Annotated in this window: 17 protein-coding genes; 12 read left to right on the plus strand and 5 right to left on the minus strand. The window is 69.2% G+C overall.

The window, feature by feature from the left end:
• Positions 1-74 precede the first annotated feature (74 nt).
• Positions 75-1,076 carry a zinc-binding alcohol dehydrogenase family protein gene (locus tag CVV72_RS05035; protein ID WP_219153831.1) on the plus strand — a complete coding sequence of 334 codons (1,002 nt, stop codon included), beginning with the start codon at positions 75-77 and terminating at the stop codon, positions 1,074-1,076.
• A gap of 12 nt (positions 1,077-1,088) precedes the next feature.
• On the opposite strand, the gene CVV72_RS05040 is transcribed toward CVV72_RS05035, so the two are convergent.
• From CVV72_RS05040 to gap, 3 genes are read right to left on the minus strand one after another with little or no spacing between them, the layout of a single operon-like run.
• Entirely contained in the window at positions 1,089-2,045 is a 957-nt protein-coding gene (locus CVV72_RS05040) for a DUF3048 domain-containing protein (protein ID WP_219151254.1), read from the minus strand.
• Positions 2,042-2,560, minus strand: a complete 519-nt coding sequence (locus CVV72_RS05045) for an amidohydrolase family protein (protein ID WP_219151255.1) — start codon at positions 2,558-2,560, stop codon at positions 2,042-2,044. Before CVV72_RS05045 ends, CVV72_RS05040 begins: the two co-directional genes overlap by 4 nt.
• The gene (gene gap / locus CVV72_RS05050; protein WP_219151256.1) at positions 2,494-3,513 is read right to left on the minus strand and encodes a type I glyceraldehyde-3-phosphate dehydrogenase; all 1,020 of its coding nucleotides are present in this window, start codon (positions 3,511-3,513) and stop codon (positions 2,494-2,496) included. The genes CVV72_RS05045 and gap overlap by 67 nt, the downstream gene beginning before the upstream one ends.
• A gap of 203 nt (positions 3,514-3,716) precedes the next feature.
• Here gap and CVV72_RS05055 point away from each other — a divergent pair, with 203 nt between their 5' ends.
• From CVV72_RS05055 to CVV72_RS05085, 7 genes are all read left to right on the plus strand, one after another.
• Positions 3,717-4,253 carry a flavodoxin domain-containing protein gene (locus CVV72_RS05055; RefSeq protein WP_219151257.1) on the plus strand — a complete coding sequence of 179 codons (537 nt, stop codon included), beginning with the start codon at positions 3,717-3,719 and terminating at the stop codon, positions 4,251-4,253.
• Entirely contained in the window at positions 4,237-5,151 is a 915-nt protein-coding gene (locus CVV72_RS05060) for a universal stress protein (protein ID WP_219151258.1), read from the plus strand. Before CVV72_RS05055 ends, CVV72_RS05060 begins: the two co-directional genes overlap by 17 nt.
• A 10-nt stretch (positions 5,152-5,161) precedes the next feature.
• The gene (locus CVV72_RS05065; protein WP_219151259.1) at positions 5,162-5,767 is read left to right on the plus strand and encodes an HPP family protein; all 606 of its coding nucleotides are present in this window, start codon (positions 5,162-5,164) and stop codon (positions 5,765-5,767) included.
• Entirely contained in the window at positions 5,764-6,663 is a 900-nt protein-coding gene (locus CVV72_RS05070) for a universal stress protein (RefSeq protein ID WP_219151260.1), read from the plus strand. The genes CVV72_RS05065 and CVV72_RS05070 overlap by 4 nt, the downstream gene beginning before the upstream one ends.
• Positions 6,624-9,047 (plus strand): phosphoketolase, encoded by a 2,424-nt coding sequence (locus CVV72_RS05075; protein ID WP_370641860.1) that lies wholly within the window; start codon positions 6,624-6,626, stop codon positions 9,045-9,047. Before CVV72_RS05070 ends, CVV72_RS05075 begins: the two co-directional genes overlap by 40 nt.
• Before the next feature lie 20 nt (positions 9,048-9,067).
• Positions 9,068-9,475, plus strand: a complete 408-nt coding sequence (locus CVV72_RS05080; protein WP_219151262.1) for an Hsp20/alpha crystallin family protein — start codon at positions 9,068-9,070, stop codon at positions 9,473-9,475.
• 70 nt (positions 9,476-9,545) lie between these two features.
• On the plus strand, positions 9,546-10,619 hold the full coding sequence (locus CVV72_RS05085; RefSeq protein WP_219151263.1) for an acetate/propionate family kinase: 1,074 nt from the start codon (positions 9,546-9,548) through the stop codon (positions 10,617-10,619).
• Between the two features lie 61 nt (positions 10,620-10,680).
• Here the strand turns inward: CVV72_RS05085 and CVV72_RS05090 are convergent, their stop codons facing one another.
• Positions 10,681-11,157: a universal stress protein gene (locus CVV72_RS05090; RefSeq protein ID WP_219151264.1), complete on the minus strand. Its 477-nt coding sequence runs from the start codon at positions 11,155-11,157 to the stop codon at positions 10,681-10,683.
• Positions 11,154-11,567 carry an HPP family protein gene (locus tag CVV72_RS05095; RefSeq protein WP_255632530.1) on the minus strand — a complete coding sequence of 138 codons (414 nt, stop codon included), beginning with the start codon at positions 11,565-11,567 and terminating at the stop codon, positions 11,154-11,156. The genes CVV72_RS05090 and CVV72_RS05095 overlap by 4 nt, the downstream gene beginning before the upstream one ends.
• Before the next feature lie 142 nt (positions 11,568-11,709).
• Here CVV72_RS05095 and CVV72_RS05100 point away from each other — a divergent pair, with 142 nt between their 5' ends.
• From CVV72_RS05100 to CVV72_RS05115, 4 genes are all read left to right on the plus strand, one after another.
• A complete protein-coding gene (locus CVV72_RS05100; RefSeq protein WP_219151265.1) occupies positions 11,710-12,294 on the plus strand; it encodes a hypothetical protein in 585 nt (194 codons plus the stop codon).
• Positions 12,295-12,389: 95 nt separating this feature from the next.
• A complete protein-coding gene (locus tag CVV72_RS05105) occupies positions 12,390-13,358 on the plus strand; it encodes a nitroreductase family protein (RefSeq protein WP_219151266.1) in 969 nt (322 codons plus the stop codon).
• Positions 13,355-14,149 (plus strand): hypothetical protein, encoded by a 795-nt coding sequence (locus tag CVV72_RS05110; protein WP_219151267.1) that lies wholly within the window; start codon positions 13,355-13,357, stop codon positions 14,147-14,149. The genes CVV72_RS05105 and CVV72_RS05110 overlap by 4 nt, the downstream gene beginning before the upstream one ends.
• A complete protein-coding gene (locus tag CVV72_RS05115; protein ID WP_219151268.1) occupies positions 14,146-14,652 on the plus strand; it encodes a universal stress protein in 507 nt (168 codons plus the stop codon). The genes CVV72_RS05110 and CVV72_RS05115 overlap by 4 nt, the downstream gene beginning before the upstream one ends.
• Positions 14,653-14,663 lie beyond the last annotated feature (11 nt).

Here is a 14,663-nt window from a genome sequence, read left to right on the forward strand (position 1 = left end):
CGGTCCTTCCCCGCGGCCGAAAGGCGCACGATCCTGGACGGAGGACTTTCGGACGGAGGAGGCCGATCGTGAAGATGCGCGCATGGCAGGTCACCCGGCCCGGCCCGATGTCGTCGGGCCCGCTCGACTGGGCGGAAGTGCCCGTCCCGCGACCGGCCGGCGACGAGGTGCTGGTCAGGGTGCTGGTGTGCGGGGTCTGCCGCACCGATCTGCACGTCGCCGAGGGTGACCTGCCGGTTCATCGGGCGGGGGTGATTCCGGGCCACGAGGTGGTCGGTGAGGTGGTCGCCGTGGGAGACGACGTCTCCGCCTTCCGTGCAGGCGACAGGGTCGGAATCGCTTGGTTGCGCGACACCTGCGGCCGGTGCCGGTTCTGCCTTCGCGGCCGGGAGAACCTCTGCCCTGAGTCGCGTTACACCGGCTGGGACGTAGACGGGGGATATGCCGAATTCGCGGTCGTACCGGCCGCTTACGCTCTCCCTCTGCCCGATGGCTACACCGACGACGAGCTCGCGCCCTTGTTGTGCGCCGGGCTGATCGGCTACCACGCGCTGGAGCGGGCGCAAGTACCCGAAGGTGGACGCTTGGGGATCTACGGATTCGGCGGGAGCGCCCACCTGACCGCCCAGGTGGCGATCGCCCGTGGTGCCATCGTGCACGTGATGACCCGCAGTGAGGAAGCCAGGAAGCTGGCTTTGGCGCTCGGAGCGGCGTCTGCGGTCGCGGCCGCCGAACCGCCGCCCGAGCCTTTGGACTCGGCGATCCTGTTCGCACCCGTCGGCGAACTGGTCCCGCCCGCCCTCGAGGCCCTCGATCGGGGCGGGACGCTGGCACTCGCCGGGATCCACCTCTCCGACATCCCGTCACTGAACTACCAGCGGCACCTCTTCCAGGAACGCCAGGTGCGCAGCGTCACGGCCAACACGCGCGACGAGGCACGGGAGTTCCTGGCGTTCGCGGGTGCCCACCACCTCGAGGTGAGTACGGTGCCGTACTCACTGGCCAGGGCGGACAGAGCGCTCACGGATCTGGCGGCGGACCGGGTCGACGGCGCGGCCGTGCTGCGGGTGAGCTGACCGCCGCGCCGTTCACGCGGGAACGAGCAGAATCCACAAAGGACCATCGGACACCGGAAGCGGCTGCCCGGACACGGTGGTGAACCGGGTCGGCGCCGTCGCCGACGCACGGTTCCAAGTGGCCTCGAAACGCTCTCCGTCGCGCCACACCCTTGCCTGCCCGCTGCCGACCGTCTGCGCGATGGGGGAGTCGGGAACCGTCCCGGTCTCCCCGCGTTCGCCTAGACGGACGGCGACCCGCTGTTCGACGATCGTCGCCGCCCCGGGCCTGCCACCGTCCACTGTGGTCAGCGGCGTGCCGTCCAGGCCGATCAGGTACCTGCCGATGGTCTGGGACCAGGTGAAGGTGAACGCGGCCGCCGGATAGCGGATCGCCGCGGTGGCGGCCGCCGTGCCGGATTCCGGTGCTGCGCCCGCCGCGGGAAACGCGCCTTCGGGCGCGACCTCGCTGTCGGGGGCCTGATGCGGGCGAAGGTAGAGATTGTGCGGTGACGGCCGGGAATCGTCGCGGAAGTACGCGTTCGGGATTTCCGCGGGCGAAGCACTCGTCAGTGAGGCCGAACGCAGAGACGGCAGCAGCTCGGGTGCGGCGCCGGAATAGGCGAGGGCAGGTCGTCCGTACTGCGCCAGCAGGCCGAGGTCGGTGGCTCGCGCGCTGCGCACCGGGCCGATCACCGCGGGCGGGCGGCCCCGGTACAACGCGAGCAGCCGGGTCAGCCCGCCCTCGACGGGTTCCACGTACACGAGGTCGGCGGCACTCAGACCGGTCTGCGGCCGGGCGGCGGCCACGTTGTCGATCTTGACGGCCAGTACCGCCCGGCGATCGGGGGTGGCGGCTTCGCTGGACGACGGAGCCGGATCCGGGTCCGTCCCGTTCGCCGGGCCGGACAGTTGCCGCACGACCAAGACCACCGCCGCGACGACCACCAAAGCCCCCGCCGTCGACGCGATCCACCAGGACTTCTTCACGAGAATCGGCCCCTTTCCTTCATCCGGCTCGACGACGGCGCCCGAGGCTCGACCGGTCTTCCCCGGTGAAAGATGCTCCGGAGCCGCATGGCTTCGTCGAGAACCAGCACATCAGCGCGGTCCCCGGGCCGCAACAGGCCGATGCCTGCTCCCGGATACAACCTGGCGGGAGTGCGGGTGGCCGCGTTGACGGCCGCCTCGGTGGTGATGCCGATGTCGCAGGCGTGCCGGACGGCATCGAGCAAGGTGATGGTCGTACCGGCCGGCGTGCTGTCGGCACGGCGGGTGACGCCGTCAGTGACCAGGACGATCCGGCCCGCAGCCGCCCGGAACGCCGGCTGAATCGCCTCGGGAGCCAGGTGGCTGGGATCGGCGATCAGGCCGGGATCCGCGTCGATCCCGGCGCGATGGCTCGCGTCCACCAAGGCGTCGGCGACACCCAGCCGCTTCATCGCGGCGGCAGTGTGCGCGCGATCAGCTCGACCAGTTCCACCGTTCGGGTGGCATAGCCCCATTCGTTGTCGTACCAGCCGAAGACCTTCGCCAGATGCGAGTCGGCCTTGGTCAGCGGGGCGTCGAACACGCACGAAGCGGGATCGCCGATGATGTCACGCGACACCACGGGCGCCTCCGTGTAGCGCAGGATCCCTTTGAGCGCGCCGTCCGCGGCCTCGGCGAACACGTGATTGATCTGCTCGGGGGTCACCGGGCGATCGAGTTCGACGGTGAGATCGGTGAGCGAGCCGTCCTCGACCGGCACGCGCACGGCGACCCCGTCGAGTTTGCCCGCCAGCTCCGGGATGACCAGTCCGATCGCCTTGGCGGCGCCGGTGCTGGTGGGCACCACGTTGACCGCCGCAGACCGGGCTCGGCGCGGGTCCTTGTGCGGACGGTCCAGCAGGGCCTGGTCGCCGGTGTAGCTGTGGATGGTGGTGAGCAGGCCGCGACGAATACCGAAAGCCGAGTGAAGAACCTTAACCATCGGTGCGACGCAGTTGGTCGTGCACGACGCGTTGGAAATGACGTGGTGGTCCGCGGCGTCGTAGTCGCCTTCGTTGACGCCAAGCACGATCGTCGCGTCGACGTCTTTGCCCGGCGCGGAGATCACGACCTTTCTGGCGCCGGCGGCCAGATGCGCGCCGGCGGCTTCACGAGTCCGGAACTTGCCGGTGGACTCGACGACGACGTCGACGCCGTACTCGCCCCACGGCAGGCGGGCCGGATCGGCCTCCGCCTTGACCTGGATCAGATGGTCGCCGACGCGGAGCGCTTCGCCGTCGACGATTTCGACCGGTGTCCGGAGCCTTCCGTACGTGGAATCGTGGACCAGCAGGTGCGCCAGCATCTCGGGCGAGGTGATGTCGTTGACCGCCACCACTTCGATCGGGCTTTCCGGCGACTCCAGTACACAGCGGAGGATGTCGCGCCCGATCCTGCCGAAGCCGTTGATCCCGAGCCGTACCGTCATGATCGTCTCCCTTGTCGTCCTTCGGTCCACCGATGATCTGGTCGGCATCGAGGGCGTCGTAGAGACGAAGGTCCTTCCTCGAACCGGCTAACGGCCGCCGAGCGATCGAGCCGGGACTGTGGGCCCGGCCGGCCGGGACTTCGGTCTCTCCTCCTGGGCTCCTCACTGGTCGAAGCTGGGAACAGACCAGACAGGAGAACGAAATGAAGATCCTCGTAGCGGCGGCCAGCCGCCACGGCGGGACCTGGGAGATCGCGGACGAGATCGGCCTCGCCCTCGCTTCGGAGCTACGCGGATATGCCGTCGTGCGGGTGTCGCGGGCCGAGGATGTCACGACGGTCGAGGAGTTCGACGTCGTTCTGGTGGGCAGCGGCGTGTACCTGGGGCAGTGGCTCGAGGCGGCGCAAGATCTCATCGGCGGGCGCGCCGAGATCCTCAGGACCAAGAAGGTGTGGCTGTTCTCCAGCGGCCCGGTGGGGACGCCGCCGAAGCCCGCGGAGGATCCGGTGGACGTGACCCGGCTGATGACGCTCTCCGGCGCCCGCGGGCACGTGGTGTTCCCGGGCCGGATCGAGCGGAGCCTGCTGCGGTTCGCCGAACGAGCGGTCGTGACGGCGCTCCGGGTCAAAGACGGTGACTACCGGGATTGGCCGGCGGTTCGGGCCTGGGCGGGCGAGGTCGCGGCCGCCTTGAAGCCTGCCCTGACGAGTGAGGTGAGCGGACATGTCGAGCGTGGCTGAAGGCGCTGTCGTCGTGGGGATCGACGGTTCGGGGTCCGCCCGGCGGGCCGCGGTGTGGGCGGCGGGAGAGGCCGCGAAGAGAGGGAAACGGCTTCGGCTGGTGCACGTGTACACGGTTCCGCCGGTGAGGATGCCAGGAGTGGTGCCGTCGGCCGACGCGATCCGATCGGCGTTCGAGGCACAGGGAGCGCGATGGCTCGCCGAAGCTTGCGAGGCGGTGGCCGCGCGCCATCCGGACCTGGTCGTCGAGACCGCGGCACGCGAATGGGCACCGGTGGCCACGCTGATCCAGGAATCGAAGACGGCGACCCTGATCGTGCTGGGTTCGCGCGGCCTCGGCGGTTTCACCGGCCTGCTGGTCGGATCGACGGCGGTGGCGCTGGCGCAACACGGTCATTGCCCGATCGTCGTCGCCAGAGGGAAACGCCCGGAAGACGTCCCACCGGAGGACGGCCCCGTCGTCGTGGGCACGGACGGTTCCGAATCGAGTGACGCGGCCCTGGCCTTCGCTTTCGACGAAGCGTCGCTCCGTGGCACGGACCTGATCGTGGTGCGGGTGTGGAACGAGGTCACCGACCACGAGTCGGTGCGGGCGCACGCCTTGGCGGTCGACCCGGACACGGTCGAGTCGGCGGAGCGGCGAGCGGTCGACGAGCAACTCGCGCCCTGGCTGGCCAAGTTCCCGGACCTGAGCGTCGAGACGGTGGTCGCCCGCGGCCGCCCGGTTCGTGCCCTGCTCGGTTTCGGCGAACGTGCCCAGCTGCTGGTCGTCGGGTCGCGAGGTCGCGGCGGGTTCCAGGGGATGTTGCTCGGTTCGACGAGCCAGGCGCTCGTCGCGCATTCGGAATGCCCGGTGGCCGTCGTTCGGCCGGCGGCGAGCGGACGAGAAAGCGAGTGAGGAGCGCACCATGCGAGCACGGGATCTGATGTCCGCGCCGGTCGTCACGGTGACGCCCGGGACCACCGCGAAACACGCGGCCGAACTGCTGACGGAGAAGGGTTTCACCGCACTGCCGGTGGTGGACGAGGACGACCGGCTGATAGGCATCGTGACCGAGGCGGATCTCATCCGGAACCGGTTCCCGCACGACCTGCGTTCGGGACCGGACCACGAGGCACGCCCGAGGCCGGGGCTGACCGTCGCCCAGGTGATGACGTCACCGGCCACGGGCATGAGTACCGGTGCGGACGCCGCCGACGTCGGCCGGGCTCTGCTCGACGGACGTATTCGCGCGATGCCCATCGTGGACGGTTCCCGGGTGGTCGGAATCCTCACGCGAGGCGACTTCGTGCGCGCCTTCGCCCGTTCCGACGAGGCGATCGCCGCGGACGTCCGCCACCACCTGGCGATCTACGGCGGCCCGGGCCGGTGGACGGTCGAGGCGCGCGACGGGGTCGTGCGGATCGGCGATGCCTACGACAACGACACCGATCGTCATGTGGCCAGGCTCCTGGCCGAGGCGGTTCCGGGTGTGGTGGAAGCGAAAGTGACCTATCAGGAGGACGAACGATGAACGCGCCGGACCGGAAGATCGTCGTGGGGGTGGACGGGACAGAGCCGGGACGGGCCGCCGTCCGGTGGGCCGCCGCCGTCGCGGAAGAACGGCTGCTGAAGATGCTCGTCGTGCACGCGCTTCGCGTCGACAAGCTGGCCTACGGAGCCGGATTGGGCGGCCCCACGCCCTGGTACGACGTGCTGGCCGAGGAAGGTCAGCGGGTTTTGGACGAGGCCGTTTCGGAAGCGCGTTCGGTGGCTCCCGGAGTGGACGTGGACACGCGGATGCCGGCGGACTCGCCGGTGCCCACCTTGATCGACGCGTCGAAGTCGGCGGCGATGGTGGTTGTCGGCGGCACCGGGAAGGGCTTCTTCGGCGAGATGACGATCGGTTCGACGGCGTCGGCGGTCGTCGCCCACGCCCACTGCCCCGTGGTGGTCATGCGTGGCCGCAAGAACACCACCGCGTATCCGGCGGAAGGGCCGATCGTGGTGGGAATCGACGGCAGCCCGCTGAGCGAGCGCGCACTGGAGATCGCCTTCGAAGAGGCCGCGTGGCGGAAGGCCGACCTCGTCGTGGTCCACGCGTGGCGGGACGTCACCTATGACGACGCCTACGGCATGGCACGGCTCGTCGTGCAGTGGGAGTCGATCGAAGACGAGGAGCGCCGCCTGCTGGCGCAGCGGCTCGCGGGCTGGCAGGAGAAGTATCCGGACGTGAAGGTCGAGCGGGTTCTCGTCCAGGACCGGCCGAGGCATGCCCTGCTGGAATGGAGTGCCCAGGCGCAGCTGGTGGTCGTGGGCAGTCGGGGCCGGGGCGGGTTCACCGGTCAGGTGCTCGGCTCGACCAGCCAGGCGCTCGCACACCACGCGGAATGCCCGGTGCTGGTGGTCCGGCCGGAGAAGTCGCGGTGACCGTTCTCAGTGCTCCCGCCGCGCCCGCGGTGCTGACTCGCGCCGAGTTGTCCCAAGTGGACGCTCAGTGGCGGGCGGCGAACTATCTCGCCGCCTGCCAGATCTACCTGATGGACAATCCGCTGCTGGAATCGCCGCTGAAGCCCGAGCACGTGAAGCCGCGTCTGCTCGGGCACTGGGGGACTTCCCCGGGGCTGAACTTCGTGTACGCCCACCTCAACCGGGCCATCGTGCGGCGGAACCTGAGCGCGATGTTCGTGACCGGACCCGGTCATGGTGGTCCTGCCCTCTACGCGAACACCTGGCTCGAAGGCAGTTACTCGGAGGCGTGGCCGGAGGTCCCCTACGACAAGGGCGGCCTGCGGACGCTGTTTCGGCAGTTCTCCTTCCCCGGCGGGGTGCCCAGTCATGTCGCGCCACAGGTCCCGGGGTCGATCCACGAGGGCGGCGAGCTCGGCTACTCCCTCGCGCACGCCTACGGTGCCGCGTTCGACAACCCGCACCTCGTCGTCGGTTGCGTCGTCGGCGACGGTGAGGCCGAAACCGGCCCGCTGGCGACGAGCTGGCATTCGGGCAAGTTCCTCAATCCCGTGCGCGACGGTGCGGTGCTGCCGATCCTGCATCTGAACGGGTACAAGATCGCCAATCCCACCGTGCTTTCGCGGATCAGTGGCGCCGAACTCGACGAGCTGCTTCGCGGCTACGGGTATACCCCGCACTACGTCGAGGGCGACGACCCGGCCGTCATGCACCAGGCGATGGCCGCGGCGCTGGACGGGGCGCTGGACGAGATCGACGGAATCCAGGTGCGCGCCCGCTCCGCCGGTGTGCCGACGGGGCCGGTGAGCTGGCCGATGATCGTGTTGCGCAGCCCCAAGGGCTGGACTGGACCGTCTATTGTGGATGGAAAGCAGGTCGAAGGCACTTGGCGCTCGCATCAGGTCCCGGTCCCGAACGCGCGCGGAAACCCCGAGCATCTGCGGCAGCTGGAGGAATGGCTGCGTTCTTATCGGCCGGAGCTGCTCTTCGACGAGGACGGCAGGCCGACGTCCGAGGTCATCGCGCTGATCCCGCACGGCGATCTCCGGATGGGCTCGTCGCCGCACGCCAACGGCGGTCTCGTGTTGCGGCCCTTGGAGCTGCCGGCGGTGCCACCGCACACGATCCCGCTCGGCCGGCCGGGCGGCGCGACGGCGGAACCGACGCGCGTACTCGGACGATGGCTGCGCGACGTGTTCGCGCTGAACCGAAAGGCCGCGAACTTCCGGTTGTTCGGGCCGGACGAGACCGCTTCCAACCGGCTCGACGCGGTGTTCGACGTGACGGCCAAGACCTGGCTGTGCGAGACCGAACCCGTCGACGAGCATCTCGCCGCGGACGGCCGGGTCATGGAGGTGCTCTCGGAACACCTCTGCCAGGGCTGGCTCGAAGGCTACCTGTTGTCCGGCCGGCATGGGCTTTTCTCCTGCTACGAGGCGTTCGTGCACATCGTCGACTCGATGCTCAACCAGCACGTCAAATGGCTCAAGGTACATCGGGAGATCCCGTGGCGGCGGCCGGTCGCGTCGCTGACCTATCTGCTGACCTCGCACGTCTGGCGGCAGGACCACAACGGCTTCTCCCATCAGGATCCGGGCTTCGTCGACCATGTCGCCAACAAGAGCCCGGAAGTGGTCCGCGTCTACCTGCCGCCGGACGCGAACACCCTGCTGTGGGTCGCGGACCACTGCTTGCGCAGCCGGGACTACGTCAACGTGATCGTCGCGGGGAAGAACGACAGCCCCGTCTGGCTCGACGAAGAAGAGGCCGCGGTGCACTGCGCGCGCGGCGCCGGAATGTGGGAATGGGCGGGTACCCATCCGGACCGGGAACCGGACGTCGTCCTCACCTGTGCCGGTGACGCGCCGACGGTCGAGGTGCTCGCGGCGGCCAAGCTGCTGCGGGAATACCTGCCCGAACTGGCGGTCCGGGTGGTGAACGTGGTCGACCTCATGCGCCTGCAACCCGCCGCGGAACACCCGCACGGGATGACCGACCGCGAGTTCGACGCGCTGTTCACCACCGACCGGCCGGTGATCTTCGCCTATCACGGCTATCCCTGGCTGATCCACCGGCTGGCCTACCGGCGAACGAACCATGACGACATGCACGTGCGCGGGTACATCGAGCACGGAACCACGACGACACCGTTCGACATGCTGGTGCGCAACAACATGGACCGCTTCCAGCTCGTGACCGACGTGATCGACCGGGTGCCCGGACTGCTCGCCCGGGCAGGCGCCATCCGGCAACGGATGACGGACGCGCGTGAACGGCACCGGAGATGGATCGTCGAACACGGCGAGGATCTTCCCGAAATCCGTGACTGGACTTGGGAAGCATGACAAGGAAAGGAAGTACGGATATGACAACTCTCGTACCCGGTTCCCGGTTGACCCTGCCCAGTATCGCGGCCTGGCTGGAGAATCCGTGGCCGTTCGCCGAACACAACCCGGTGCGCATCGAAGAGTCCGTCGAGGAGGGCAAGTACCTCGTCCGGGCCGAGCTTCCCGGTTTCGACCCGGAGAAGAACATCTCGGTCACCGCGCACGAGGGGCTGCTGACGATCACCGCCGAACGCGAGGCGAGGACCGTGGAGCATGGCCGCAGTGAGTTCTACTACGGCAAGTTCAGCCGGACCGTCTCCCTGCCATCCGGTGCGAAGACGGCGAAGATCACCGCGGCGTACAAGGACGGAATCCTGGAAATCTCCATGCCGGTCGAGGACAAACCGCAGGAGAAGCAGGTCAAGATCGAGGTCGGCAAGGGCTGACCCTCTCCGGCCGGGCGGGCGCGCCGCCCCCAGGGCGCGCCCGCCCGGCCCTGTGCCCGAAGGAGTCTTCATGCGTGTCCTGACGTTGAATCCCGGCTCTTCGAGCCTCAAATCGTCCTTGGTCGTCGACGGCACGCCGGTCGGGTGGGCCGCCATGACACTGGACGACGCAGCACGACAGGCTCTCGATCGATGGTCCACTGTGGACACGGTGGCCATCAGGTTCGTGCACGGGGGTTCCAGGGCCGGCCCGGTCCGGCTCACCCCGGACGTCGTGGACGCGCTCGAAAAGCTCGGCCCGTTCGCGCCGCTTCACCAGCCGCAGGCCGTCCGTCTCGCCCGGGAGGTGTTCCGGCTGCGCCCTGGCCTGCCGGTGATCGCGTCGTTCGACACGGCCTTCCACTCCCATCTTCCCGCAGAAGCGTCGAGATACGCGCTACCACGGGAATGGACCGCTCAAGGGCGCTTGCGTCGCTACGGTTTCCACGGTCTTTCCTGCCGTCACGCGGCGCGTCGGGTGGCGGAACTGCTGGGTGACGGCGAGCCACGGCTCTTGTGCTGCCACCTCGGCGCCGGTGTCTCGGTGACCGCGATCCGCGGCGGCCGGAGCGTCGACACGAGTATGGGCTTCACCCCGTTGGAAGGGCCGGCGATGGCGACGAGGTCCGGCTCGGTGGATCCGGGGCTGGTGCTGCACGTCATGCGAACCGCGCCGATGTCGGTCGACGAGATGGAAGACGCGCTGTATCACCGGTCCGGTCTCGCCGGGATGAGCGGGACGAACGGGGACCTTCGAGCCGTCCTGGCACGCGAGGCGGCGGGGGATCCCGACGCGACTTCGGCTGTCGCCGTCTATCTGCACCGGATCCGCCGCGAGATCGGCGCGATGGCGGCGAGCCTCGACCGGATCGACGCCGTCGTGTTCACCGGCGGGGTCACCGAGCATCAACCCGACCTGATCACGCGACTGGCCGTGCGGCTGGGCGTCTTCGGGATCACCGTCGATCCGGTTCGCTGTCTCGGTGACGGCGACCGGGTGCTCAGCCCGGACGGCGCGCCGGTGACCGTCTTCGCCATGGGAACGGGTGAGGACGTCGAACTGGCGCGGGATGCCGAGGCGGTGCTCTCGGTGGAGCACGTATGACAAGTCCGTGAAGGCCTCCTTGAGAGACCCAGAGTCCCTCAAGGAGGCCTTCACGGACTTGTCAGGAAGCGGCCGGGCTGAACCGGTGGATCGCCTGCGGCGACACCAGCACGATGGGACACATCGCGTGCCTGACGCACGCCGTGGAAACACTGCCGAAGACGAGCCTGCCGACCGCGCTCTTCGTGCCGGTGCCCAGCACGAGAAGGTCTGCTTCGTGTGCCGCCGCGAGCAGTTCCGACGTCGGGTTTCCTTGCCTGAGCGAGGTTTTCACCTCGACGTCCGTGTGAAGCTCGCTCTGGATCCGGGCGACCGCGTCGTCGAGCGAGTAGTTCTTCCGCACCGGAACCCTGCCGTGGGGCTGGAGGGCGAACGATGTGCCGGGAAGGAGTTCTTCCCTCGGAAGAACCATCAGGACTTCGACGTCGTCACCGACGGCGGCGGCTTCGGCGATGGCCCATCGGATCGCTTCTTCGCTTTCGGCAGAGCCGTCGGCGCCGACGAGCAGGTGGCGGGTGTTGCCGGGATTCGTGTTCATGGCTCATTCCTTTGCGCGGATGGCCCGGCACGGAGCAGGTCCTGCCAGGTGATGACGCCGATCACGTGGCCGTGTTCGAGGACCGGGACGGACCGGAGCCGTCGCTCCAGCATCTTCGCCGTCAGTTCGGTCAGGTCGCCATCGGGATGGGCACCGGCCGCCGTCCGCCGCATCAGCGCGCTCACTTTGGTGTGACCGCTGAGCATGACGCCGCTGTCCGGGTCACCGCCGGGAAGGTAACGCGCCCGGAGCAGATCCTCTTCGAGCAGCACTCCGAGCAGTTCGCCGGTGTCGCCGACGACCGGTAGCGAGGTGATTCCCTTGCCGGTCAGCACGGCGATCGCTTCGCCGATCGTGGCCGCCGGGGTCACCGCGACGACCGGGGTGGTCATGACATCACGTACTCGCATGCAGCCAGTCTCGATCCGGCGGGCGGGCCGGGAATACGGCTGGAGGTCCCGGCCGGGCGGGACCGTCGCCTCTCCTGCGGGGCGGTATCGCCGGGTGATGGTGGCGGCATATTCCCGGCGATCCACAGCGGAGGTCCAGGTCATGAACACGTCGTCTCACTGGTCGCGCGCCTGGCGTCTGGTCCGTCCAGGGCGAAACCCGCTCGCTCGCCGCGAAGACCGCGTCGAGGCGTTCACGGTGGTTCTCGCGATCGTGCTGGTGATCGTCGCCCTGCCGGTCGCCGCGGCGGTGGCTTCGGGTGTCTTCGCGGCCCGTTCCGAGCAGGCGGCGACCGAGCAGGCCACCAGATATCGCGGGGAAGCGACCCTGCTCGAAGACGGCGCGCCCATCGCCATCGGGGGCCGGGCGGGTGCCGTGCAAGACACCTCGCCCGCGGAGGCCATGTGGGTCACTCGTGACAGGGGCACCCGAGTCGGCGAGGTCCAAGCAACGCGAGGGACCTTGGCCGGCGCGAAGGTGCCGGTCTGGCTCGACGAGTCCGGGAACGCGGTCGACGCGCCCACCACCGTCCTCGACGCCCGTCTTCTCGGTGTCGGCACAGGGGTGGGCCTTTGGCTCGCCTCCAGCGTGGTCGTGCTGGTAGCCCAGCGCTGCGGCCGGCTCCTGCTCGACCGGGCCCGATGGGCGCGGTGGCAGGAGGAATGGCGCGAGTTCGCGCCCCGCTAGCGGTGCCGAAGGTCCCGGCACACCGGGCCCACGGCCACTGCCGTCCCCGTCCGCCAAGCGAGACGCTGAGATCGTCGAAAGGCAGGTGTAGCAGGATGGTCCTCACTCGTTCGCCCGTCGTCGCGGACGCGCTGCGCGCCGCGGTGCGCGCGCCGTCGCCGCACAACACCCAGCCGTGGATCTTCGAGCTGGCGCCGGACACGATCGACGTGGTGCTCGACGAAAGCCGGATCCTCGGCGCCTGCGATCCGGAAGCGCGTGAGGCCCGGCTGGCCTGTGGGGCGGCTTTGCTGAACTTGCGGCTCGCCATCGCCGCCGCGGGCCGAATCAGCGAAGTCGAGCTGGCGCCCGAACGGGCGAGGCCTTCCTTGCTGGCGCGGGTCACGCTGGGTCCCCGTCACCGTCCCACCACGACCGAACGCCGTCTCTCCGCGGCGATTCCGCGGCGCTACAGCAACCGCCGCCCCTTCACGGACGAGCCGGTGCCGCTCCGCCTGCGGACCGCCGTGCGCGAGGCCGCCCGCGAGGAGGGGGCGCGGCTGGTCCTGCTCGACGAGGCCGGGCTTCTGGAGGCGACCGCGGGGCTCATTCGCCGCGCCGACCACATCCAGCACCTTGACGCGGCTTTCCAGCGAGAACTCCGGGCATGGACCAGGCAAACCAGTGAGGACGACGGTGTTCCCGCCTCCGCGGGCGGCCCTCGCTCCGCGGGTGGGCTGCTCCCGGGGCGGTACGTCAACGAGGACGGTGCTCCTCGCGTCTTCGAGCAGGACCCGCTCGTCGCGGTGCTGACGATGCCGAACGACGCGCCGATCTCCCAGGTCCGCGCGGGATGCGCGATGCAGCGGGTCCTGCTCACCGCCACGGACGCCGGACTGAGCGCCTCGTTCTCTTCCCAGCCGATCGAGATCCCCGCCATCCGTGACGAACTGCGTGACCTGCTCGGTGGCGCCGGTCATCCCCAGACCGTGTTCAGGCTCGGTTACGGCTGTCCGGGCGTGAAGACGCCACGGCGCCCGATCGAAGCGGTCACCCGCGACCGGAGCGAGGAGGAGCAGCCATGACTGCTTCTCTCACCGGAATCCCGGCGCATGTCTGGTCGACTGAGGAGAAACGGATCCTCGTGGCGGCCGCGCGCCAGGTACCGAAGCGATGGATCGACGACGTGTGGACGCTGTCGGTCCATGAGGACTCACTCGACTTGTACGAACGAGTCACAAACCTGCTCGGGGTACGGGACCGGGGTGGGCGTGCGCGACTGATCGTCTGCGGTGCCGTGCTGGCGAATCTCGATTGTGCGATCAGAATCCTGGGCTGGGCGCCGCTCATCGACCTGAGGTGCGATGTTCTCGCCCTGGACCGGATCGCCCGGCTCGGATCGCGGCGCCGGATCCGCCCCGTGGCGGCCGATTTCGCCCGTTTCGCCGCTCTGCCGGGGCGGCCGACCAGGCCGGCTCCCTGCTCGGTGGAGACGTGGGGGCGGGAGATCGCCGAGGCGAACGAGGGCGACGGCATCCGAGTCCGGGTGCTCACGCCTTCTCGGGTCCGTCAGCTGCCCAAGGTAGGCGGGCAGATCAGGAGGAAAGTGACTCCGGAAGCCTCCTGGATCGCCTTCCTCGTCGCCACGGCCACGGAAACCCGGGAACAGCTGGTCCGGGCGGGCATGGCCGCACAGCGGTTGTTGCTCGCGGCCACCGAGTACAGCCTGGCCGCCACGGCGTTCAGCGAGCCTTTCGATGCCCCCGCGATCCGTGGGGCGCTCGTCGGCATCGACGGTGTGCCCGGCTTCCCCCAAGCGGTCGTCGTGGTCGAAGAACCTCGGAAAACACCGGCACAGAAGGGAAGGACGTCATGACGGACAGTGCGACGGAGAACCGGATCGTCGTCGGCATGGACGGTTCGGCGGGTTCTGCCGCGGCGGTGCGCTGGGCGGCCGACCAGGCGGTCAGGCAGGGCGCCGTCTTGCAGGTGGTCACCGTGTGGGTCCATGACGAGATGCTGGACGACGCGTCGGCCGGCCGGACCGTGGCAGAGGCGAAAGACGTCCATTTGAAGGCGCTGAAAGCCGCGACCGCCAAGGTCCTCGATGCCCACGAGGGGCTCGATGTCACCTATGACGTTCCTCAGGGAGACCCCGGTGAAACGCTCGTCGAGCGGTCGAACGGCGCTTCGCTGCTCGTGCTGGGCAGCCATGGCACGGGCAAGCTCCGTGAACTGCTGGTCGGCTCGGTGTGCAAGACGGCGCTGCGGCACGCGACCTGCCCGGTGGTGGTGATCCCGCCGCCCGCCACGGCTCCGGAAAACAGGCTCGGCCGGCTGCTGACCTCTGTCGCGTACGAGCCCGGCCCGATCATCTGAGCGAACCCGGA

Source organism: Amycolatopsis sp. TNS106 (assembly GCF_019330265.1).
Classification (GTDB): Bacteria; Actinomycetota; Actinomycetes; order Mycobacteriales; family Pseudonocardiaceae; genus Amycolatopsis; species Amycolatopsis lurida.

Coding starts and splice junctions, on each gene's coding strand:
- CVV72_RS05035 (WP_219153831.1), top strand. CDS start 75: ATGCGCGCATGGCAGGTCACCCGGCCCGGCCCGATGTCGTCGGGCCCG.
- CVV72_RS05045 (WP_219151255.1), bottom strand. CDS start 2,560: ATGGGGCTATGCCACCCGAACGGTGGAACTGGTCGAGCTGATCGCGCG.
- gap (WP_219151256.1), bottom strand. CDS start 3,513: ATGACGGTACGGCTCGGGATCAACGGCTTCGGCAGGATCGGGCGCGAC.
- CVV72_RS05055 (WP_219151257.1), top strand. CDS start 3,717: ATGAAGATCCTCGTAGCGGCGGCCAGCCGCCACGGCGGGACCTGGGAG.
- CVV72_RS05060 (WP_219151258.1), top strand. CDS start 4,237: ATGTCGAGCGTGGCTGAAGGCGCTGTCGTCGTGGGGATCGACGGTTCG.
- CVV72_RS05065 (WP_219151259.1), top strand. CDS start 5,162: ATGCGAGCACGGGATCTGATGTCCGCGCCGGTCGTCACGGTGACGCCC.
- CVV72_RS05070 (WP_219151260.1), top strand. CDS start 5,764: ATGAACGCGCCGGACCGGAAGATCGTCGTGGGGGTGGACGGGACAGAG.
- CVV72_RS05075 (WP_370641860.1), top strand. CDS start 6,624: ATGCCCGGTGCTGGTGGTCCGGCCGGAGAAGTCGCGGTGACCGTTCTC.
- CVV72_RS05080 (WP_219151262.1), top strand. CDS start 9,068: ATGACAACTCTCGTACCCGGTTCCCGGTTGACCCTGCCCAGTATCGCG.
- CVV72_RS05085 (WP_219151263.1), top strand. CDS start 9,546: ATGCGTGTCCTGACGTTGAATCCCGGCTCTTCGAGCCTCAAATCGTCC.
- CVV72_RS05090 (WP_219151264.1), bottom strand. CDS start 11,157: ATGAACACGAATCCCGGCAACACCCGCCACCTGCTCGTCGGCGCCGAC.
- CVV72_RS05095 (WP_255632530.1), bottom strand. CDS start 11,567: ATGCGAGTACGTGATGTCATGACCACCCCGGTCGTCGCGGTGACCCCG.
- CVV72_RS05100 (WP_219151265.1), top strand. CDS start 11,710: ATGAACACGTCGTCTCACTGGTCGCGCGCCTGGCGTCTGGTCCGTCCA.
- CVV72_RS05105 (WP_219151266.1), top strand. CDS start 12,390: ATGGTCCTCACTCGTTCGCCCGTCGTCGCGGACGCGCTGCGCGCCGCG.
- CVV72_RS05110 (WP_219151267.1), top strand. CDS start 13,355: ATGACTGCTTCTCTCACCGGAATCCCGGCGCATGTCTGGTCGACTGAG.
- CVV72_RS05115 (WP_219151268.1), top strand. CDS start 14,146: ATGACGGACAGTGCGACGGAGAACCGGATCGTCGTCGGCATGGACGGT.